Source organism: Mycobacterium sp. 1274761.0 (genome assembly GCF_001668615.1).
GTDB lineage: Bacteria > Actinomycetota > Actinomycetes > Mycobacteriales > Mycobacteriaceae > Mycobacterium.
In genome coordinates this window covers 1-22488 of sequence record NZ_LZMC01000089.1, presented here as the reverse complement: position 1 = coordinate 22488, position 22488 = coordinate 1, and the positions used below count along the sequence as shown (strand labels likewise).

Below are 22488 nucleotides of genomic sequence, written 5' to 3'. Positions count from 1 at the left end.
GGCCGAACGTGAATGCGCGTCGCTTGATCCTGATCGTGGGTGCGGTGATCCTCATCGCCGGTGTGATCGCCTTGCTGGTGCCGGTGTCGATCACCGGGGACGGCAAATCGATCGGCTGCGGCAACGCCGTGGCGGCCGACACCTCCGCGGCGGAATCCGCCAACGGCCAGACCGTCGCCGAGGTGCCGATCCTCAACCAGATCGTGCCGCACACCGATTACGTCGCCGAGTGCAACCACGCGGTGTCGAGCCGGCGGTCGTGGTCCATCCCGCTGGCAGTCGTGGGACTGGTGGTGGTCCTGGGTTCGCTGATAGTGCCGCGGTCGCGCACTGTTTCGTAAATCACGGTTCCGGGCAGTCCTAGAAGCACGCCGAGACATCCCATCGATCAGGTAGGGGGCAGACGTGTCGAGCGACCAGGAACAGACACAGGACAAAGACCAGGAACAAGACGAGCAGCAGGACGACCGGCCGCGTACCGAAAAGCCCGAGGTGCAGGACGAGCACGAAGAAAAGGCCCGGGAGATGCGGAAGGAGTACGTGGAAGAGCGTCCCACCGTGATCATGCCGGGCAGCGGCGGCACTGTGGCGGGCACAGCCGTCAACGAGTGGCTCGACGACGAAGGGAACCCGAAGTTTTCCGAGGAGTCAGAGTCGAAAGGCGGCAAGCCGGACGGCGACGACTCAGGCGCCCGGTCAGACGGCGACGATGACGGCAAGTCATATGACGAGACGGTCCAAGAGGACAAGGAACGAAACGAGAAGATCGTCAAGGCGCACGAAGAGGCGAAAGACGACAGCAAGGACGACTCCGACACCGAGGACAACGCTTCGACCAAGGACGACGCAGACACCAAGGACGACGCAGAGACCAAGGACGACGCAGACACCAAGGACGAAGCAGACACCAAGGACGAAGCAGACACCAAGGACGACGCAGACACCAAGGACGCAAACACCAAGGACGACTCCAAATCGGCGTCGGCGTGATGCCACCCGTGTGACTTGCCGGACCAGGGCGTACTAAACTAGAACACGTTTCAGTTCGCTTACCGCGCCCAAGGAGCAGGCATGCACACGGCCATCTGCGACGACCTCAACATCGAATTCCCGATCTTCGCCTTCACGCACTGCCGTGACGTCGTGGTGGCGGTGAGCAAGGCGGGCGGCTTCGGCGTGCTCGGTGCCGTCGGCTACACGCCCGAGCAACTGGAGATCGAGCTCAAGTGGATCGACGAGAACATCGGCGACCATCCTTACGGCGTCGACATCGTCATCCCCAACAAGTACGAAGGCATGGACGCAGCGGACCTGTCGCCGGAGGTGCTCAAGAAGACCCTCAATGACCTTGTCCCGCAAGAGCACATCGATTTCGCCAAAAAGATCCTCGCCGACCACGGGGTGCCGGTCGAGCACAGCGACGACGACGCGCTGCAGCTGCTGGGGTGGACCGAGGCGACGGCCACGCCGCAGGTCGAGGTGGCACTGCAGCACCCGAAGTGCACGCTGATCGCCAACGCGCTGGGCACGCCGCCTGCGGACATGATCAAGCACATCCACGACGAAGGCCGCAAGGTCGCCGCGCTGTGCGGCTCGCCGTCGCAGGCCCGTAAACACGCCGACGCCGGCGTCGACATCATCATCGCCCAGGGCGGCGAGGCCGGCGGGCATTGCGGCGAGGTGGGCTCCATCGTGCTGTGGCCGCAGGTGGTCAAGGAGGTGGCCCCGCTTCCGGTGCTGGCCGCCGGCGGCATCGGCAGCGGCCAGCAGATCGCCGCGGCCTTGGCGCTGGGCGCGCAGGGTGCCTGGACCGGCTCACAGTGGGTCATGGTCGAAGAGTCGGAGAACACCCCGGTCCAGCACGCCGCTTATGTGAAGGCCAGCAGCCGCGACACCGTGCGCAGCCGGTCGTTCACCGGCAAGCCGGCGCGGATGCTGAAAAACGACTGGACCGAGGCGTGGGAGGACCCCAACAACCCCAAGCCGCTCGGAATGCCGTTGCAGTACATGGTTTCCGGCATGGCCGTCGCCGCCACCCACAAGTACCCGAACGAGTCGGTCGACGTGGCGTTCAACCCGATCGGTCAGGTCGTCGGTCAGTTCACCAAGGTGGAGAAGACGTCGGCCGTCATCGAGCGCTGGGTGCAGGAGTATCTCGAGGCGACGAACCGGCTCGACGAACTCAACGAAGCCGCTTCCGTTTGATTCGCGGCTCGGCCGCGGGCGCCTGAGCTACGGCGTCGGCGGCGCCGCGTCCACCGGCGGTGCGGCCTCCGGTGCCGGTTCCTGGGGAAGCGGCGTACCGGGTGGCGCCTGCGGCCCTGCCGGTAGTCTGTTCGTGGGCATCGCCTTGGGGTCAAGCGGGCGCTGGGTCAGCAACAGGATCGCGTCCTTGCCGCTGATCTCCTGGGTCTGAACGGCGTGCCACAGGTCGCGCAGATATGACGTCGTTCGTCCCTGACCGGGGTCGAGCGGCACATTTGTGGTGCCCGGCGGCAGGTTCTGCGGGCTCGACAGATGCGGAACTTCCGCCGGCTGCGAGGGCGGCTGGTCCGCGGGGGCGACCTCGGCGGCCTGCGTCGAAACGGACCGCTCCGCGGCGGGTGACGGCGGCGGAGCCGGGGTGTCGGGATCGGCGTGTGCGGCGGGCGCGGCGAGCATCAACGCGCCGGCTGCCACGGACAGCGACCACAGTTTGACGGTCTCTTTCATCACTGCTCCCCCTCCGCTTCGCAGCGCGTTACCGATGCTTCAGCCGTGGCGCAAAGATTGTTACACCTGAGCATTATGTGACCAAGTCGTCAGTTATCGCATCCGGTGGAGAACACGTTTCAGTTGAGACTTCCAGGAAAGTTCTCGCAACTCCTTCACCGCGCCCGATCTGTGGTGTAGGTATGCCTTACGGACACTAGACAACGTCGTATGAGGAGTCCATTGATGCCAACTCCGAACCTCCCACGCGGGTTCGACTTCACCGACCCTGACATCTACGCCGAGCGACTGCCAATCGACGAGCTGGCCGAAATGCGTCGGGTCGCACCGATCTGGTGGAACGAGCAGACGAGAGGGAACCTGGCCTTCGGCGACACGGGGTACTGGGTGGTGACCAAGCACAAGGACGTCAAGGAGGTGTCCCGGCGCAGCGACGTGTTCTCCAGCAACAAGAAGACCGCGCTGCCGCGCTACCGCGACGAAGCCGATGCCGCTTCGCTGGAGGGAGGGAAGGTCGTCCTGCTCAACCAGGACGCTCCGCACCACACGCATTTGCGCAAGATCATCTCGCGGGCGTTCACGCCGCGTGCCATCGAGTCGCTGCGCGAGGAATTGCGGGTACGCGCCCACAACATCGTCACGGAAGCCGCCGCCGTGGGCTCCGGCGACTTCGTCGAGCAGGTGTCGGCCGAGCTTCCGCTGCAGGCGATCGCGGGCCTGATGGGTGTTCCGCAGGAGGATCGCAAGAAGCTGTTCCACTGGTCGAATCAGATGGTCGGCGACCAAGACCCGGAATACGCGAGGAACGACCCGACGGCCGCCTCGGTCGAGCTCATCATGTACGGCATGCAGATGGCCGCCGAGCGAGGCAAGAATCCCGGCGATGATCTCGTCACCAAGCTCGTCCAGGCCGACGTCGAGGGACACAAGCTCACCGACGACGAATTCGGGTTCTTCGTGATCTTGCTCGCGGTGGCAGGCAATGAGACCACGCGCAACTCGATCACCCAGGGAATGATGGCCTTCACCGAATTCCCGGACCAATGGGAGCTTTTCAAGGCCCAGCGGCCGGCGACCGCCGCCGACGAGATCGTGCGGTGGGCGACGCCGGTGACGTCGTTCCAACGCACGGCGCTCGAGGACACCGAGCTGGGCGGCGTGCAAATCAAGAAGGGCGACCGGGTGGTGATGTTCTACCGGTCAGCCAACTTCGACGAAGAGGTGTTCGACGATCCGTACTCGTTCAACATCCTTCGCGATCCCAATCCGCATGTCGGTTTCGGCGGCACCGGTGCCCACTACTGCATCGGCGCGAATTTAGCGCGGATGACGATCGATCTGATCTTCAACGCGATCGCGGACGAAATGCCGAACCTGACTCCCATTTCCAAACCCGAGCGGCTGCGGTCAGGATGGCTGAACGGCATCAAGCATTGGCAGGTCGATTACACGGGTAAGTCCGCCGTCGCCAGTAAGAGACAATTGGTCTGACCACTTGACCTTTAGCCGGTGATCGGCCATGCTGGCCGCATGGCCCTACAACCTGTGAACCGGCGTTCGGTGCCCGAGGACGTGTTCGAGCAGATTCTTGCCGACGTGCTCAGCGGCGAGATGCAACCCGGCCAGGCCCTGCCCAGCGAGCGTCGCCTCGCCGACGTCCTCGGGGTGTCCCGCCCCGCCATCCGCGAAGCGCTCAAGCGGGTGTCGGCGGCCGGGCTCGTCGAGGTGCGTCAGGGCGACGCGACGACGGTACGGGACTTCCGCAGGCACGCCGGGCTCGACCTTCTCCCCCGGCTGCTGCTGCGCGCCGGCGAACTGGATGTCTCGGTCGTGCGCAGCATTCTCGAAGCGCGTTTGCACAACGGGCCGAAGGTCGCCGAGCTCGCCGCGATACGCCGCAACCCCGAGCTGGTTGCGCTGCTCGACGACGCGATCACCGACCTGGAATCCGCACGCGATCCGGTCGAGCAACAACGCCATGCCCTGAACTTCTGGGACCACGTCGTTGACGGGGCCGACTCCATCGTGTTCCGGCTGATGTACAACACCCTGCGGGCCACTTACGAGCCGGCGCTGCCGGCGCTCGCCACGGTGATGACCGCCGAGGTGGGTCGGCCGCAGGCCTATCGCACCGTCGCCGATGCGATTGCTGCAGGTGACCCCGCCGGCGCCAGAAAGGCCGCGATCGAGCTTCTGGAACCCGCCACCGCGGCGATGCTGGCCGTGCTCAACGATCTGGAGGAGCAGCCGTGACCGTCAGCACCGATCGCACGTCCCGTCGGGGATTCACTCTGCATGATGCGGTGCGCGAGTTCGTGAAACACCCGTCCCCGTGCGTACTCGGCACCATGCTCGTGGCTGCGCTGGCCGCGCGGATCGTGGTCGGCGACTGGCAGCTCACCGACGCCGTCATACCGGTGGCGATGCTCGCACTGTTTCCTTTTCTCGAATGGACCATCCACGTGGTCATCCTGCATTGGCGGCCGAAGAGGATCGGCCGGCTGACAATAGATCCACTTCTCGCCCGTGAACACCGGCGCCATCACGTCGACCCGCGCACCGTCGCGTTGATCTTCATCCCGTGGAAATCGCTGCTGTGGGTGGTTCCGCTGGTGATCGGCGTTGCGCTGCTGGCGTTTCCGCGAATCGGCCTTGGGCTCACGTTTCTGGCATTCATGACGCTGCTCGGCCTTGGTTACGAGTGGACCCACTATCTCATCCACAGCGACTACAAACCGAAAACCACTGTCTACCGGGCGATTTGGCGGAATCACCGGCAACACCACTTCAAGAACGAGCACTACTGGTTCACAGTTACCAGCTCCGGCACGGCAGACCGTCTACTGGGCACCTACCCGGACCCGGGCAGCGTGGCCACGTCGCCGACCGCTAAAAACCTTCACGCGATCGAGGGCTGACTCCGCGTCGCTAGGCGTCCAGGCGGGCAAACTGACGGTGCCGGTACTGCTCGACGCATGTCGCGCGCCTGACTTTGCCGCTAGTGGTGATCGGTATCGAGCCAGGAGACACCAGAACAAGGTCGGCAACGCCGACACCGTGCGAATTCGATATCGCCGAGGAAACGTCACGCTTGACGGCGGCGAGTTTCTCCGCAACCTCCTGGTCAGACTCGCCGCGCTTTTTGGCCTCGATGATGACGACCAGCTTCTCCGTGTGACGATCCGGAACTGCTATCGCAGCGCACCTCCCCCCCGTGATCTCTGAGATCGTCGCCTCGATGTCATCCGGAGAATGGTTGCGGCCGTACACGATCAGCAGATCCTTGATGCGGCCGATGATGAAGAGCTCGTCATCGAAGAAGAAACCCTGATCTCCGGTTCTCAGCCACGGCCCTTCGGGTGTGCCCGCCGACGGAGCGACAAGCCTCCCGCCAAACGTGGCCTCGGTTTCTTCGGGTTTCTGCCAATAGCCAAGTGCGACGTTGTCGCCGTACACCCAGATTTCGCCAGACGTGCCCGCCGGGCACTCGGTCATGGTGTCGGGGTCGACGATCCGGACGATCGGCGATTGGGGTACACCGTAGCTGACAAGCGCTGTACCGCTTGGCCTTTCGCATTTCCGCGCGTGGCCGAGGGTCAGTTCCTCGGAATCGAAGTGCACGACCTTCGGCCGTTGCTGCGGAGGGCCGGTTGTGACGTAAACCGTCGCTTCGGCGAGGCCGTATCCGGGCCTGATCACTGAATCGCGGAGGTTGAAGCGAGCGAACCGATCGGTGAAGCGTTTGATGGTCGCGGGGTTGATCCGCTCGCTGCCGCTGCCGATGCCGCGCACGTGCCCGAGATCCAGCCCGGCCATGTCATCGTCGGAAGTCTTTCGCGCCGCCAATTCGAAGGCGAAGTTCGGCGCCGACGAGAAAGCGTAGCTGTTACTTGCAAGCAACTGCATCCATCTGGCGGGCCGCTGCAGGAACGCCATCGGACTCATCAACACGGCGTGAAGTCCCGCCATGAGCGGCGCAAAGATTCCCACCATCAGACCCATGTCGTGGTAGAACGGCAACCACGAAACGATGGTGGTGTCACGCGGTGGGACTCGTCCGTGGTCGGCAAACAAATCGCCCATCAACTGCCGGAAATTGGTGAACAGGTTGGCGTTCGACACCATCACCCCCGCCGGCGCGCGAGTGGATCCAGAGGTGTATTGCAAGTAGGCGACGGTGGGGTGATTTCCATGGCCGGCCTCGGATCGCTGCGGCGCATCCAAATCGAGCGAATCGACAGCGACAATTGCTGGAGCGGCTCCGCTGCTCTGCCTCTGGACGGATTCCGCGACGTTGCCGACGACGGCGGACGTCGTCAACACGACGGTGGGCGACGAATCGCGAAGTACTGAATCGACTCGCTCGTCGCTGACGCCACCCATCGGCACGGAAAGCGGTACAGCGATGAGTCCCGCCTCCAGAGCACCGAGGAAAGCAACGATGTAGTCCAGTCCCTGCGGCGCCGATATCACCGCCCGGTCCCCGGGCGACCCGTGACGTCTCAGCTCCGCAGCGACGTTCAAGGTGCGCCGATACAGCTGTGACCACGTCAGGGTTTCGGCGACACCGTTCCAGTCCTGCTCGTAGTCGATGAAGGTGAATGCCGTTTCGGTGGGCTGCAGACCGGCACGTTCACGCAGCACGGCGGCGACGGAAGGCTCGCTCACTATGGTCACACCTTCCGCAGGGAGATTCGGTACAGATTCGCGTGCGACAGGCGAAACTGCCTGATCGATGCTTCGAGATACCGCTCGTAGGCCGTCACCTTCTCCGCGCCGACCATCTCCACAGCAGTGCTCTCGTTGGCGCGTAGCCTCTCGAGCCAGGCTGAACAGGTGCGCGCGTAGTGTTCCCGGTGATTCAGCACAGACTGAATCTCGAACAGCTTCTCGGCAGCATGTGCTATCTCTGCGAGCCTCGGCGGGTCCGATTCCGGAAATATGTGCTGCGCTATGAACAAGCAGTCTTCCAGCCCTTGCTGATCCATGACGACGTTGCCTTTGCCAATCGTCTGCAGCGCCAGGCCCGCCCCCGGTTTGAGGGACTCATAACACATCTCGAAGAATCGCCGGTAGGCCGCGACTTTGTCTGATCGGGCCCAGCCGAACTTGACGAAATGCTCCATGGCGCCAATCGAAATGGCAGCGTCATACGGTTCGTCGGGTACGAAATCGGCCCAGTCCCGGACATGCACGACCAGTCGAGGATCATCCAGCCGCTCGACACGATGAGCCTGCGCTTCACTCAACGTCAGGCCGGTGACGTGCTGGACCCCGTGGTGGCTAACCAACCGCTGCATGACCGAACCCCATCCGCAGCCGATATCCAGCACCCGTTCACGGCCAGGCGCGCCGGATTCTGTGGCTAGATAGTCGATCTTGCGCATTTGCGCCGAGGCGAGATCATCGTGTTCGCCATCCCACAAGGCGCACGAATAGGTCATCGACTCATCGAGCCAGAGTGAGTAGAACTGATTGCTGATGTCATAGTGGTGCTGAATGGATTCAGCCGATGCGCCACGCTCGCTGATCGTTGACATATCCCCTCCGTTAATCGGTTGATCCCCCGCCTACGCGTCCAATCGTGCGAACTGCCGGTGCTGGTACTGCTCCACACACGCCGCACGCCTGACCTTGCCACTTGTTGTGATGGGTATCGAACCTGGTGCCACCAGCACCAAGTCCGCGACACTGAGACCGTGCGTGTTGGAGACCGCCGACGTGACTTCTCGTTTGACGGCCGCGAGCTTCTCTGCGACGTCACTGGAGTCGCCACGCAGCTTGGCTTCGACGATCACAACGAGCTTTTCGGTCTGTCGGTCCGGAACCGCTATCGCCGCGCATCGGCCCCGTGTGATCTCTGAGATCGTCGCCTCGATGTCGTCTGGAGAATGGTTGCGGCCGTACACGATCAACAGATCCTTGATGCGGCCGATCACGAAAAGCTCATCTTCGAAGAAGAATCCCGAGTCGCCGGTGCGCAGCCACGGTCCTTCAGGCGTGTCGGCGGACGGACTGACGATTCTTGCGCCAAACGTAGTTTCGGATCCTTCGGGCTTCCCCCAATAGCCCTGTGCGACGTTGTCGCCGTGAACCCAGATCTCGCCGACGATTCCCGCCGCACATTCGATGCCCGTGTCGGGATCAACGATGCGAACCATCGGCGAACGCGGCGTCCCGTAACTGACCAGCGGTGTACCACCGCCGTCCTCACACCGTTCCGCCTTGCCTGCTGTCAGTTTCTCGGAATCGAAGCGCACGATAGCCGGTGGCTCGGCCCCGACGCGGGTCGCCACATACACCGTTGCTTCCGCGAGGCCATAGGACGGTCGTATCGCCGCCTCGGGCAGATTGAAGCGCGCGAACCGCTGGGTGAAGCGCCGTAGCGTCGCCGGGTTCACCCGCTCACTACCGGTGGTGATGGTGAGCACGTCCGAGAGATCTAGCCCGGCCATGTCTTCGTCCGACGTTTTGCCTGTCGCAAGTTCGAACGCGAAGTTCGGCGCGGCCGTATAGGACCGACTATGGGTTGCCAGCAACTGCATCCAGCGAGCTGGGCGCTGCAGGAAGGCCACCGGGCTTGTCAGCACGGCGGGGAGCCCGAGCAGAATCGGCGCGCAGAGTCCCAGGTATAACCCCATGTCGTGGTAGAAGGGCAGCCACGACACGATGGTTGTGTTGGGCGGGGGGACCTTGCCGGTCTCGAAGAAGTAATCGGTCGCCGCCTGCTCGACATTGGCGAAAATGTTTCTGTGCGACATCATGACGCCCGCCGGCGAGCGGGTCGATCCGGAGGTGTACTGCAAGTACGCCGTCGTCGGATGCTCCTCGCGTCCGGCACGGAATCCCGGCGGAGCATCAAGATCGAGCGAGTCGACCTCGATGACCGACAGAGCCGATCCGCAGGATTGCATGCTGACGTGGTCGGCCACGACGCTTGAGACGGTGGACGTGGTAAGAGCTATCGTCGGCGACGAGTCCTGTAACACGGAACTAACACGGTCGTCGGTGACGCCACCTAGTGGAACCGATAGCGGAACCGCGATACGTCCTGCCTGTATCGCCCCGAAAAACGCGACGATGTAGTCGAGCCCCTGCGGAGCCAATATCACGACGCGGTCGCCGGTCGACCCATGGCGTTCGAGTTCCTGGGCAAGGTTCACTGTTCGCCGATACATCTGCGACCATGTCAGGCTTTGGGCAGCGCCATTCCAGTCCTGCTCGTAATCGAGAAACGTCCATGCCGTGTCATTGGGCTGGAAACTGGCGCGCTCGCGCAGCAGGGCCAACAGAGAGGTCTCAATCACCCGCGTCAGGTTACCGTTGCCGTTGCCGTTGCACTGGCGAACCCGCTGTTTGCTAGCCACGAGTCATTGTTCCCAGCTGTCGAGGCGCCCAACGGGTGCTTCGACTCACTTCTTTGACGGCGATTTCAGACACCGGTACCAATTACTAGCGGGCGCGTCAATGACGAGAAGCCCCGCAGCAAATGTAGGCCGGTGCCACACCGCGACGCTTTGCTGCGGCCCGATGCCTCGTGGGCAGACTGGCGGTTGCCGAAGTTCGGGTGAACCGGACCTTGCCCTGGCCGGCGATTTGACGCCAATCACCGCAGGCAGCAACCCGCGCGTATTGTCGGCAGCAACCTCGCGCGCCACCGCGCGGGACATGACAGCCATAGCCATCGACGTGCCTGGTCGGCTCCCACGACCTCGCCCATCCCCGGCAGTCAGCTCTGCCTTCTGAACCGATTGCTCCGATTTCGAGACAACAGACCACGGGGGAAATAGCGTTATGGTTTGTGACCGCCTGCCTAGGCAATCAATGGCGCTGAGGAACCACCTCAGGGCGCCGTCGTCAGTAATCTGCTGACCACAGTGCACGGGTGGGGGCTACTATCCGGGCGGGGCGCAGCAACCGTTTCAACGCGGAGGGGAAATGACGTCATTCAAGTCTGTGGACGACTCACTGTCGGGCTCAGAGTCAGTCGCGACTTCGTCCACCATGGGCACCACACCTGTCACTCCAATTGCCGTCATCGGCATGGCGTGCCGCCTCCCGGGGGGCATCGACTCCCCCGAGCAGCTGTGGGAGGCCTTGCTGCGAGGCGACGATATGATCATCGAAGTCCCCCCCGACCGCTGGGACGCCGACGAGTACTACGACCCCGAGCCGGGAGTGCCGGGTCGGTCGGTGTCCAAGTGGGGCGCGTTCCTTGATGACTTCGGAGGCTTCGACTCCGACTTCTTCGGGATCGGCGAGCGGGAGGCCACCGCAATCGACCCTCAACATCGCCTGCTGCTGGAAACGTCTTGGGAGGCAGCTGAGCACGCCGGTTTCGACCCAGAACGGTTGGCCGGGTCGCGGACCGCTGTGTACGTGGGCTTGACGCACGGCGATTACATATTGCTGGCGGCCGATGCCCACGCCTTGGAGGGCCCCTACGGATTCCTGGGCAACAACTACAGCATGGCGTCCGGCCGAATAGCCTATGCGATGGACCTGCATGGTCCAGCGATAACGGTGGATACCGCATGCTCGTCCGGCCTAGTCACCGTGCACATGGCATGTCGCAGCCTGCAAAACGGCGAATGCGACGCCGCGCTCGCCGGGGGCGCCACGTTGTTCCTGGATCCACGGAAATCCTCTGCGGGGTCGGCGGGCGGCATGCTGTCGGCAACGGGACACTGCCACGCGTTCGACGTCGCCGCGGACGGCTTCGCGTCTGGGGAGGGAGCCGTGATGGTGATGCTCAAGCGGCTGCCCGATGCGCTGCGCGACGGTGACCGGATCCTGGCTGTCGTGCGCGGCACCGCCCTTAACAATGACGGTCGCACGGTGAATATCACCACGCCCTCACAGCCCTTGCAGGTCAAGGCTTATCGAGCCGCTTTGGCCGCGGCGGGCGTTGACCCCAACACCGTCGGCATGGTGGAGGCACACGGCACGGGCACCCCCACCGGCGATCCCATCGAATTCGGTAGCCTGGCAGAGGTCTACGGCATTGAGGGGCCGTGCGCGCTCGGTGCGTCGAAGACGAATTTCGGTCATACGCAGTCGACTTCGGGCGCCTTGGGGCTGATGAAAGCGGTGCTGGCCGTGCAGCACGGTGTGGTCCCGCAGAATCTGCACTTCACCAAGCTGCCCGACGAGGTCGCCCGGATTGAGAGCAATCTCTTTGTGCCGCAGGAGAATACGGCTTGGCCAACGAATGGTCAGACACCTCGACGGGCAGCGGTTTCGGCGTACGGGTTCTCGGGAACCAACGCCCACGCCATCGTGGAGCAAGCTCCGGCAACCATCGAAACCGAGGTGCACACCAACGGCAGCTCAGGCGCGGCAGCTAAGGAGCCGCTGCTGTTCCCGCTGTCGTCCACCTCGGCCGACGAACTGCGCAAAACCGCGGCACGGCTGGCCGACTGGGTGCAAGCCCATGGCGATGTGGCGATAGCGGACCTGGGCTACACGCTCGCGCGTCGACGTGCGCACCGCCCGGTACGTACCGGCGTGATCGCGAGCAACCGGGCAGAACTCATTGACGCTTTGCGCGAGGTAGCCCGCGACGACACCCCGTATCAAGCGGCAGTCGGTCGCGATGGTCGCGGTCCGGTTTGGGTGTTCTCCGGCCATGGGTCGCAATGGGCCGGGATGGGAACCGAGCTGCTGGCCAAAGAACCCGTGTTTGCCGCCACCATCGCGGCTATCGAGCCCCTGATCGCTGCGGAGTCCGGGTTTTCGGTGACTGCGGCGATGACGGCTCCGGAAGTCGTGACAGGTGTCGAGCGTGTGCAGCCGACCCTGTTCGCCATGCAGGTCGCATTTGCGGCAGCCATGAAGTCCTACGGGGTGCGCCCCGGCGCGGTGATCGGTCACTCCCTGGGAGAGACCGCCGCAGCGGTGGTCGCTGGCGCGTTGTCGCTGGAAGACGGAGTGCGTGTCATATGCCGCCGCTCGCGGCTGATGTCCCGCATCGCCGGCTCGGGGGCGATGGCGAACGTGGTATTGCCGGCCCAGCAAGTGCTCTCGGAATTGATGGCCCGCGGAATCAACGACGTGGTCATCTCGGTGGTGGCGTCCCCGGAATCCACAGTGATCGGCGGAGTGCCGCAGACCGTCCGCGAACTGGTCGCTGAGTGGGAGGAGCGCGACGTGATGGCCCGCGAGGTCGCCATCGACCTCGCGTCCCATACTCCGCAGGTCGAGCCCATTCTGAGCGACCTGTCCGAGGCGCTGGTCGATGTGGCTCCGCGTACTCCGGAAATCCCGTTCTACTCGACGAGCTTGTTCGACCCACGCGAGGCACCGGTGTGCGATGCCCGCTACTGGGTCGATAACCTGCGGCGCACGGTGCGGTTCGCCGCGGCGGTGCAGGCAGCTATGGAAGACGGCTACCGGGTCTTCGCCGAGCTGGCGCCCCACCCCCTGCTCACCCACCCACTCGAGCAGAACGCCCGAAGCCTCGATGTGCCGCTGGCCGCTCTGGCAAGCATGCGTCGCGAGCAGGAACTGCCGCACGGGCTGCGCGGTTTCTTGGTCGACCTACACAGTGCGGGGGCCGCGGTCGACTTTGCCGCGCTCTTCCCGCATGGGCGGCTGGTGGACGCACCGTTGCCGACGTGGACGCACCGTCAGCTCCGGCTGAGCCGCGACAGTCAGGACGTCTCGCCGACGCACGGCGGCTGCACCATTTCGGTGCATCCGCTGCTGGGCCCGCATGTGCGCTTGCAGGAGGAACCGGAGCGTCACGTCTGGCAAGGGGAGATTGGCACCGCCGCTCAACCCTGGTTGGGCGATCACCAGATCCGCAATGTGGCCGTGCTCCCTGGTGCCGCGTACTGCGAGATGGCGTTGGCGGCCGCGCGCACGGTGCTCGGCGAGGAGTCCGAGGTCCGTGACATGCGCTTCGAGCAGGCGCTGCTGCTGGACGAGGAGACCACCGTTGGCGCGTCGGCATTGTCGACGGCGCCGGGTGCTTTCGACTTCACCGTGGAGACGAACAACGAGGGCGAACAGACGCGGCAAGCCGCAGCAGTTCTGCATTCCTCGTCGGATGAGCAGCCCCCCGCACACGACACCTCGGTGCTACTTGCCGCACATCCGGGTCGTGAAGATGGGGATGTGGTGCGCGAGCGCATGGACCGGCGCGGCGTCCAGTACGGTCCGGCGTTCGCCGGCCTCGGGGCCGTGCACACCGGGGAAGCAGACACCATGCTTGCCGAGGTAGCGCTACCACGCCAGATCAGGTCGCAACAAGTCGCTTACGGCGTGCACCCGGCGCTGCTCGATGCCTGTTTCCAGTCCGTCGAGGCGCATCCCCACATCCAGGCGTTGGGTGAAGGGATGCTCGGGCTTCCATTGGGGATCCGGCGACTTCGCTCCTACACAGCCGCGCGAGATGCTCACTATTGCCTCACCCGGGTGACGAAAGTCGATCTTTCCGGAGTGGAGGCCGATATCGAGGTGCTGGATGAGCGCGGGACAGTCATGCTCGCCGTCGAGGGCCTGCGATTGGGCACCGGAGCCTCCGAAAAGGGCAATAAAGCTCGGCTTCTGGCCGAGAGACTGCTCGACATCGAATGGCAGCCGCGAGCACTGCCTGAGATGGAGTACGCCGATGCCGGAAACTGGCTGCTGATCAGCACCACCAATGCAGACCAGTTGTCCACGAGTTTGACCGATGTCCTGAAAGGCCAAGGGGCGCAATGCACCACCATGTGCTGGCCACGGCAGGCCGACCACGCATCGAACGCTGCGCTGCTCAAGGACCATTTGCGTGCCGGCGGATTCACGGGAGTGGTGATCTTCACGGGACCCAAAAACGGTGACGCCGAGAACCAGTCCCCGCGCTTGGGCCGCGAGTATGTGGAGCATCTCGTGCGTATCACCCGCGAATTGCCCGACCTCGCAGGAGAGCCGCCCCGCCTGTACGTCGTGACTCGCAACGCCCAGACCGTCGAGGCCGGGGATCGGCCCAACCTCGAATTGGCCGGGCTACGGGGTCTCGTGCGCGTGATCGGCACCGAGCATCCGCACTTGCGGGCCTCTCAGATCGATGTGGACGCTAACAGCGACGCAGAGCAGCTGGCACAGCAATTGCTCTGCGAGCTCGAGGAAGACGAGACTGCCTGGCGGAAGGGCCAGTGGTACGTCGCGCGGCTGTACCCGGCTCCATTGCGACCGGAAGACCGCAAAACGACGATCGTGAGCCATGAGCAAGACGGGATGCGTCTGCAGATCCGTACGCCCGGGGATCTCGAGTCGGCGGAACTGGTTGCCTGCCAGCGGGTTTCGCCTGGACCAGGAGAGATCGAGGTGGCTGTCACAGCGTCCAGCATCAACTTCGCGGACGTGCTGGTGGCGTTTGGTCGTTACCCGTCCTTCGAGGGGCGGCTGCCGCAACCGGGAACAGATTTCGCCGGGGTGGTGACCGCGGTCGGACCCGACGTCACCGATCACAAGGTCGGCGACCACGTCGGCGGCCTCTCCCCCAACGGCTGCTGGGCCACGTTCATAACCTGTGATGCCAACCTGGCCGTCACCCTGCCGGCCGGCCTGGCCGATGGTGACGCCGCCGCGGTAACCACGGCGACCGCCACCGCCTGGTACGGCCTGCACGATCTAGCCCGCATCAAGCGCGGCGAGAAAGTGCTCATCCACTCCGCAACCGGCGGGGTCGGCCAGGCAGCCATTGCGATCGCCCGCGCCGCGGGTGCCGAAATCTTCGCCACCGCAGGAAGTGACCAGAAGCGGCAACTGTTGCGCGACATGGGTATTGAGAATGTTTACGATTCGCGCAGCGTCGAGTTCGCTGACCAGATTCGCCGTGATACCGAGGGATATGGCGTCGACATCGTTCTCAACTCGGTCATCGGAGCCGCCCAACGCGCTGGCGTCGAATTGCTGGCATTCGGTGGACGATTCGTCGAGATCGGGAAACGTGACATCTATGGCGACACCAAACTGGGATTGTTCCCATTCCGTCGCAATTTGACGTTCTACGCCCTCGACCTGGCGTTGCTGTCATTCAGCCATCCGGAGCGGCTCCGGGAGTTGTTGGACACGGTGTACAGGCTCACTGTGGACGGCGTACTCCCGATACCGGAGAGCACGCACTATCCGCTTGCCGACGCCGCCACTGCCATCCGGGTGATGAGCGCCGCCCAACACACCGGCAAACTCATCCTGGACATCCCAAGCGCAGGCACCAGCAGCGTGGTTGTGCCGCCAGAGCGAGTGCCGGTCTTCCGCGAAGACGGCTCGTACATCATCACCGGCGGTTTGGGCGGTCTAGGGTTGTTCCTCGCCGAGAAGATGGCCGCGGGCGGATGTGGGCGCATCGTGCTCACCTCGCGCTCCGAGCCCGATCCGAAGGCACTGGAGACGATCGAGTTCATCCGCGCGATCGGTGCCGACGTGGTGGTCGAGTGTGGCGATATTACCCAGCCCGAAACGGCGAAACGTCTGGTGACGGCGGCGACTGCCACCGGGCTGCAACTGCGCGGCGTGCTGCACGCGGCCGCGGTGATCGAGGACGCCGTGTTGACCAACATCACCGATGCGCTCATCGAGCGTGATTGGGCTGCAAAGGTTTACGGCGCCTGGAATCTGCACACTGCCACGGCCGACCAACCGCTTGACTGGTTCTGCTCGTTCTCCTCCGCGGCCGCCCTGGTGGGATCGCCCGGGCAGGGCGCGTACGCCGCCGCCAACAGCTGGCTGGATGCGTTCGCCCATTGGCGGCAGGCTCAGGGCCTCCCGGCAACCGCGATCGCATGGGGCGCCTGGGGCGAGATCGGTGCCGCTACCGCCTTGGCGGAGGGGACCGGCGTTGCCATCGTGCCCGACGAAGGCGCGTACGCGTTTGAAGCGCTGCTGCGCCACAACCGACCTTATTCCGGCTACGCGCCGATTATGGGGACGCCGTGGTTGGCCGCATTCGCCCAGCACAGCCCGTTCGCCGAGGCGTTCCGCTCAACAGCGCAAACGGCAGGGTCGAGCAAGTTCCGTGCCGAGCTCAGCGAGCTCCCCCAGGATGAGTGGCCTACACGGTTGCGGCGTCTGATCTCCGACCAGGTCAGCCTGATCTTGCGTCGCAACGTCGACCCAGACCGTCCACTCGCCGAGTACGGCATGGACTCGCTCGGCGCTCTGGAACTGCGCACACGCATCGAGACCGAAACGGGGATACGCCTCACTTCCTCCAATATGACGGCGACCATTCGGGATTTGGCCGGAATACTCTGCGAACAGCTGATACCCGCGGAAACCGCTGACGTCGACGCGTCGGCTTAGTTTGACCCTCAGGATTGCGTTGCTGCAGCAGCCATTTCGGGTCAGATCATGCCGCCGTGTGAATGGCTAGCTCGAGTACACGGACCGACTCGGACGAGAGTTCTCACGTAGAGGCGATGCTCGCTCAAACGTGAGCGCACTGGAACCACGGCCGTCATATTCCGGCGAAGACCTCGAGCGACCGCCTACCGGCCGTTTGCCTCGAAGGCTCTCTTACCTCCTGCGGCTCTCCCAATTGCCGGGCGGTGTAGCCGATGAACATCGCCGCTGCACCGTTGAGGAGGACGACACCCTGCAGCAGCCGAGCCACGACGAGGGCGCCCCCGTTCCAGGCGATGCCACACATGATCGAGGTGATCGTGAACAGCGCGACGCCGGCGATGGAGGTGCGCCTGCGGCCGAAGGTGTCTTCGAGCCGCCCGCCTCAAAAGAATGAGTCCCCCGAAGGTCAGAAGGTAAGCCGTGATCACACAGCTACGCGCGGCGTCCGACAGGCCTAGGTCGGCTTGAATCGTTGGAAGTGCGAAGACGGCGATCGGGCCGTCCATCGCCACCATCAGCTCGATGCCGCCGAGTGCAATCGCCGACGCGATCAGCTGGCGAGAACGCAGCGAACTAGGAAGGCCCTTCCTCATCGAGCGCCGCGGGGGTCGCCGGTAACCGAAATCGTTCGCTCGGCACACTCGGCTTTCCGCAGTGGTGGTGACCCTCTCCATCGTCAAGAGCCCCCATATCGGACCACCCATAGCAAAGGTTCGCTGCTTACCCGTTGTTCTGGGACTGCCACGTGACCTCGCAGGCTTGCTCTCTGGGCCAATCAGAAGACAAATCGCATTCAACCGGGAACAGGGGCGGTTGCGCCCTACTCAGCTGTCCCCATTAAGCGCGTACGGACCACCTGACTCATGGCCGGCCTGCCGTTCGTGTCGTTGCGCGCAGAGCAACTCTCGCGGCACGTTGATGACATCGGTGTCAGCGGTTCGACTGCCCGTGCGACCGCGGGGTGAGTCGGGGCGGCGATGGGACAGTCCATCCATGGCTGCGCCCGGGTTCGTACTACGATCGGAGCAACTGATGGGGAGGGATCATGGTGGAGAACGCGGCACTGGGAAAAGTGGACGACGTGCGGACGATGTACGAGGCCTATCCATACCCGAGCCCCACTGTGGGAGATTCGCTGATACCCGACGTCGCGAATAGTTTCTATACGCTTTTCGGCGAAAGTGACCTGGCTGGCAAACGGATATTGGACGCCGGCTGCGGCACCGGTCAGCGCCTTCTCGCGGTGGCTCGACGTTACCCCAAAGCCGAATTTGTCGGGCTGGACATGACAGCAGCGTCACTCGCGGTCGCCCGAGCCCTCAGCGAGCGGCATGGCATCCGCAATGTCGAATTTCGCCAATCCGAACTTCTGGAATTCAGCCCCGGATGCACGTTCGACATCATCACGTCGATTGGGGTTGTACACCACCTGGAAGAGCCGGGCCGCGGGATGGAATTTCTCACGTCGTTACTCAGTGCGAATGGGCTCCTGATCCTGTGGTTGTATCACGCGCTCGGCGAGCATCAGCGACTACTCGACCGGCAGACACTCTTGACGCTGTGGAATCGGGCCGAGGGTTTCGATGCAGGTTTACAGGTCTTGCGGGAATTGGGCGTAAACCTTGAAGTCAAGCAATACGGTAGCTCCGCGGCGCAGTCAAAGTCGGAAGTCAGCCAGGTCAGTATCGATGTGGATGCTTACCTCCATCCAATCGTCAATGCATATCGGTTCGAAGAGATTTTCCGCTTGCTCCGCGATCGCACGGGGCTCGAGTGGGCCGCGATCAATAACATCAATCTGCTGGACTCCAGCAAGTTGATCGATCTTCAGGAAGTAGAAACGGGCGACATGCGTTACCTGTGCCAGACACCAGAAGACCTCTTTACAGCTGAATCGTTGAGGAAGCGGTTTCGGGCCCTGGGACGGGTAGAGAAATTGCGAGTTCTGGAGAACGAACTCAAGCCCACAGGCTTTACGGTACTCAGTGGACGAGGTGGCTCTCAGCAGCATTTGTCAGCGAGAGTGCAATCGAACGTAATTCCCCTCTAGGTACGATCTTTGGCGGCGGACGGATCGATCACCAGAGGCGTCAAGTTTGAGTCGCGTAAACAACCGCGCCTACACCGGCTACGCACCGATCATCGGGACGCCGTGGTTGGCCAGCACAGCCCGTTCGTCGAGGCGTTCCGCTCAAAGCGCAAGCGGCAGGCTCGAGCAAGTTTCGTGCGGAACTGAGCGAGTTGTCCCGGGAGGAGTGGCCCGGCAGCTGCGGCGTCTTGTCTCCGACCAAATGCCCCAGTGCGTCGGCGCGGCCGCGTCGGCGCGGACCGTAAGTCGAAACCCGAGGTCACAGGATCTTCCGAATCGAGGCCAAGACCTCGAGCGACCGGCTACCGGCCGTTTGCCTCGAGGGCTCGCTTGACCTCCTGCGCCTCTCCGACTTGCCGCGCGGTGTAGCCGATGAACATCGCCGCTACACCGATGAGGAGGACGACACCGGCCAGCCATAGCAGTCCGTAGGTGAAGCCGTGGTCAAGCGCATTTAACTGCGTGGCGTCCATAGCGCTTACTGGTCCATTGCTGCCGCCGAGATACAGCGTGCGCGCCGAGATGACAGCCTGGATGACTACGAGCACCACCGGCCCACCCAGGTTCATCACCACCCCTGCGATCGCGGATGTGGGACCGATCCGGTCGGGGCCGACGCTGGCAATCACCGCCAACGTCAGCGGAACGCTGATCAGACCGAATGCGACGCCGCCGACGACGATCGGCACCATCAGATTCGGGAAAAACGGCACACCTCGATTCAGCGTCGAGCCGTACAACATCGCACCCAACATCAGAATTGCACCAGCAATCACCACCACCCGCGGAGGGAACCGGTTTACCAGCTGCGACGACGCGCTGACGCCGATGCCCATGGCGATTGCGTACGGGATGAAACATATCCCCGCATGCAGCGCGCTGTAACCCATGATGTCCTGCACGTATAGCGCGACCAGCACGCTAAGGGTGAACACCACTCCCCCGGCAAAAAACATAGCCGCGAAGGTAGCCAACCGGTTGCGGTCGAGAAACAAGTCGAACGGCACGATGGGGTTCTCCGCAGTCCGCTCCACCAGGATGAAAGCCCCGAAAGCGGCCAGCGCCACCACACCCAAGCAGATCGCGGCGGGCGACCGCCACCCCTTCTCCGGTCCCAGTGACGAGCCGAAAACCGCCGCGGTACAGAACAGGGTCGCCAGAACCGCGCCAGTGACGTCGAGCTTCATCCGTTCTTTCTGGGTTTCCGGCAACGTTTTGATCGCTAAGAAAATCACCAGCAGCCCGATCGGAACATTCACCAAGAACGCCAGTCGCCACGCCACGTCGGCGAGCGCCCCGCCTACCACTAAACCGAGGACCCCGCCGACCCCGGCCATCGCGCCGAACACCGCCGTTGCCGCATTGCGCGCCGGCCCTTTCGGGAACACGGTCGCCACCAAGGCCAAAGCGGTAGGGGCGATGACCGCGCCGCCCATGCCCTGCAGCAGCCGAGCCACGACGAGGGCGCCCCCGTTCCAGGCGATGCCACACACGATCGAGGCGATCGTGAACAGCGCGACGCCGGCGATGAAGGTGCGCCTGCGGCCGAAGGTGTCTCCGAGCCGCCCGCCCAGAAGTATCAGTCCCCCGAAGGTCAGAAGGTAAGCCGTGATCACCCAGCTACGCGCGGCGTCCGACAGGCCTAGGTCGGCTTGAATCGTTGGAAGTGCGAAGACGGCGATCGGGCCGTCCATCGCCACCATCAGCTCGATGCCGCCGAGTGCAATCGCCGACGCGATCAGCTGGCGAGAACGCAGCAAACTAGGAAAGCGCTTCATGGGGCGCCGCGGGAGCTCGCCGGTAACCGAAGTAGTTCGTGCAGTACCCTCGGCTATCCGAAGTGGCGGTGAACCCCCTCCATCATCAAGACCCCCCATAGCGGACCACCCTATCGCGATGCTAATTCGTTCACGGTAAGTGCGGCCTTAGGTTTCTAGGGCAACTTTGAGCTGTTCGCTGTACAGTTCGAGCGTTTCGGGGGTCATCAAATCGTCGTGTCCGCAGGCGACGGGGTGGACGGTGATGTCGCCGCTGATGTATGGCTGCCAATCTTGGGGATGGCATAAATTGTTCTCATCGTCATCTTGGGTGGCGGAGAAGATGATCACATCGCCGTCGAATACATCGGGCACATGGTTGCGGAGATGAATTTGGTTAGCGATATGGTTTTGGACGGCGAACTCAAGGATTTGTCTGGGCGGTAGAACAAACTCAACGAGTTTTCCTTGCTGGCGGATCAATTCCTCGGCCTGGGGGTAGGTGAGCGAATCTGTCTGGTCGGGCATGTCGATCTCGTTGTAGCGCAGGAAACGCTCGAGCAGGCGACTGCCGACTAGGCTTTCGTCGTAGAACGCTTGGTTGTGGCCGTTGACGTTCAGTGTTGGGTCCAACAGCACCAGATGGTGAACGTCACAGCCGCGTCGGCGTAGTTCAGTGGCGAGCTGGTGGGCCACGGGACCCCCAAACGACCAGCCTAGGAGGTTGTAGGGACCCTCGGCGTAGATGGCTTGGAGTCGATCGGCATAGTTTTTGGCCATCTCGCTGATGGACGCGGGTTCGGCTTCGCCGTCTTGGGGGATTTGGTTGATTCCGACTATTGGACAGTCCAGATAATCGCCCAGGATTCGATAGGCATAGCTTTGCCCGTGGCCTTCGTGGAGACAGCACAGCGGTATGCCGGTGCCTTTTTTGAGGATCTCCACAGGAACTAGTTGCAGCGCGCTGTCATCATTGCCCAACTGCTGACTCAGCCCGCGCACCGACGGCGCTTGAAACAGCGTGCGTACCGCGAGATGGGCGTCCAATGTCGTGTTGATCACCGAGATCGCCCGCATCGCGGCCAGCGAATCCCCACCGAGGTCGAAAAACGAGTCGTCGACCCCGACCCGTTCCAAACCGAGGACCTGGGCGTAAATACCGGCCAGGATTTCTTCGATGGGGGTTTCTGGGGCGCGGTAGGCGACGCGGTGGTATTCCGGTGCCGGCAGGGCGCGGGTGTCGAGCTTGCCGCTGACCGTCAGCGGCAACGCCTCGAGGGTCACTATCGCCGCGGGCACCATGTAGGCCGGCAGCCGTTCACTCAGTTTGGCGCGGACTTCGATCGGGTCGGCTGTGCCGGTGATGTAGCCGACCAGGCGTTTGTCGCCGGGGCGGTCTTCGCGGGCGATCACCGCGGCTTGGTCGACACCGTCGACAGCATTGAGCGCGGCTTGGATCTCGCCCAGTTCGATGCGGTAGCCGCGGATCTTGACCTGCTCATCAGCACGGCCCACATACCGCAGCTGTCCATCGGCACCCCAGGCCACCAAATCCCCGGTCCGATACATCCGGGTGCCCGGCGCCCCGAACGGGCA

The 22488-nt window shown here is 63.4% G+C and carries 14 protein-coding genes and 2 pseudogenes; 9 read left to right on the top strand and 7 right to left on the bottom strand.

Annotated elements, in window-relative coordinates; genetic code table 11:
- The first annotated feature begins 8 nt into the window (after window positions 1-8).
- The 3 genes from A5651_RS18745 to A5651_RS18735 all read left to right on the top strand — a co-directional run bounded on the left by A5651_RS18745 (window position 9) and on the right by A5651_RS18735 (window position 2205).
- Entirely contained in the window at window positions 9-341 is a 333-nt protein-coding gene (locus A5651_RS18745) for an aminopeptidase (RefSeq protein WP_066984223.1), read from the top strand.
- A gap of 64 nt (window positions 342-405) precedes the next feature.
- Window positions 406-990: a hypothetical protein gene (locus A5651_RS26085; protein ID WP_066984220.1), complete on the top strand. Its 585-nt coding sequence runs from the start codon at window positions 406-408 to the stop codon at window positions 988-990.
- Window positions 991-1071: 81 nt separating this feature from the next.
- A complete protein-coding gene (locus A5651_RS18735; protein ID WP_066984216.1) occupies window positions 1072-2205 on the top strand; it encodes a nitronate monooxygenase in 1134 nt (377 codons plus the stop codon).
- Between the two features lie 27 nt (window positions 2206-2232).
- Here A5651_RS18735 and A5651_RS26080 read toward each other — a convergent pair whose 3' ends face one another.
- Window positions 2233-2712: a hypothetical protein gene (locus A5651_RS26080; protein WP_066984213.1), complete on the bottom strand. Its 480-nt coding sequence runs from the start codon at window positions 2710-2712 to the stop codon at window positions 2233-2235.
- 225 nt (window positions 2713-2937) lie between these two features.
- Here A5651_RS26080 and A5651_RS18725 point away from each other — a divergent pair, with 225 nt between their 5' ends.
- Genes A5651_RS18725 through A5651_RS18715 form a run of 3 tightly spaced genes read left to right on the top strand, consistent with a single transcriptional unit; the run spans window position 2938 to window position 5630 of the window.
- Window positions 2938-4203, top strand: coding sequence for a cytochrome P450 (locus A5651_RS18725; RefSeq protein WP_066984210.1), 1266 nt, complete (start codon window positions 2938-2940; stop codon window positions 4201-4203).
- Between the two features lie 39 nt (window positions 4204-4242).
- Complete coding sequence (locus tag A5651_RS18720) at window positions 4243-4965, top strand: FadR/GntR family transcriptional regulator (RefSeq protein WP_066984208.1); 723 nt, start codon at window positions 4243-4245, stop codon at window positions 4963-4965.
- Window positions 4962-5630: a sterol desaturase family protein gene (locus A5651_RS18715; protein WP_066984205.1), complete on the top strand. Its 669-nt coding sequence runs from the start codon at window positions 4962-4964 to the stop codon at window positions 5628-5630. Before A5651_RS18720 ends, A5651_RS18715 begins: the two co-directional genes overlap by 4 nt.
- A gap of 10 nt (window positions 5631-5640) precedes the next feature.
- Here the strand turns inward: A5651_RS18715 and A5651_RS18710 are convergent, their stop codons facing one another.
- Genes A5651_RS18710 through A5651_RS18700 form a run of 3 tightly spaced genes read right to left on the bottom strand, consistent with a single transcriptional unit; the run spans window position 5641 to window position 10019 of the window.
- Window positions 5641-7380 carry an AMP-binding protein gene (locus tag A5651_RS18710; RefSeq protein ID WP_066984392.1) on the bottom strand — a complete coding sequence of 580 codons (1740 nt, stop codon included), beginning with the start codon at window positions 7378-7380 and terminating at the stop codon, window positions 5641-5643.
- Between the two features lie 5 nt (window positions 7381-7385).
- On the bottom strand, window positions 7386-8252 hold the full coding sequence (locus tag A5651_RS18705; protein WP_066984204.1) for a cyclopropane-fatty-acyl-phospholipid synthase family protein: 867 nt from the start codon (window positions 8250-8252) through the stop codon (window positions 7386-7388).
- Window positions 8253-8282: 30 nt separating this feature from the next.
- The gene (locus A5651_RS18700) at window positions 8283-10019 is read right to left on the bottom strand and encodes an AMP-binding protein (protein WP_066984389.1); all 1737 of its coding nucleotides are present in this window, start codon (window positions 10017-10019) and stop codon (window positions 8283-8285) included.
- A 631-nt stretch (window positions 10020-10650) separates the two neighbouring features.
- On the opposite strand from A5651_RS18700, the gene pks2 reads away from it, so the two are divergent.
- Window positions 10651-17004 carry a type I polyketide synthase gene (pks2, locus tag A5651_RS18695; protein WP_066984201.1) on the top strand — a complete coding sequence of 2118 codons (6354 nt, stop codon included), beginning with the start codon at window positions 10651-10653 and terminating at the stop codon, window positions 17002-17004.
- Between the two features lie 286 nt (window positions 17005-17290).
- On the opposite strand, the pseudogene A5651_RS26075 reads toward pks2, so the two are convergent.
- A pseudogene (locus A5651_RS26075) lies at window positions 17291-17639 on the bottom strand (MFS transporter); the annotation flags it as partial.
- A 452-nt stretch (window positions 17640-18091) separates the two neighbouring features.
- Between A5651_RS26075 and A5651_RS18685 the strand changes: the two are divergent.
- Together A5651_RS18685 and A5651_RS26455 are read left to right on the top strand one after the other, a co-directional pair.
- Window positions 18092-19096 (top strand): bifunctional 2-polyprenyl-6-hydroxyphenol methylase/3-demethylubiquinol 3-O-methyltransferase UbiG, encoded by a 1005-nt coding sequence (locus tag A5651_RS18685; RefSeq protein ID WP_066984196.1) that lies wholly within the window; start codon window positions 18092-18094, stop codon window positions 19094-19096.
- Between the two features lie 58 nt (window positions 19097-19154).
- Window positions 19155-19340, top strand: a pseudogene (locus tag A5651_RS26455) (hypothetical protein); the annotation flags it as partial.
- Between the two features lie 97 nt (window positions 19341-19437).
- Here A5651_RS26455 and A5651_RS18680 read toward each other — a convergent pair.
- Both A5651_RS18680 and A5651_RS18675 read right to left on the bottom strand, forming a co-directional pair.
- Window positions 19438-20913, bottom strand: a complete 1476-nt coding sequence (locus A5651_RS18680) for an MFS transporter (protein WP_066984193.1) — start codon at window positions 20911-20913, stop codon at window positions 19438-19440.
- A gap of 147 nt (window positions 20914-21060) precedes the next feature.
- Window positions 21061-22488: thioesterase domain-containing protein (locus tag A5651_RS18675; protein ID WP_156663064.1), on the bottom strand; the 1428-nt coding region annotated here is incomplete at its 5' end.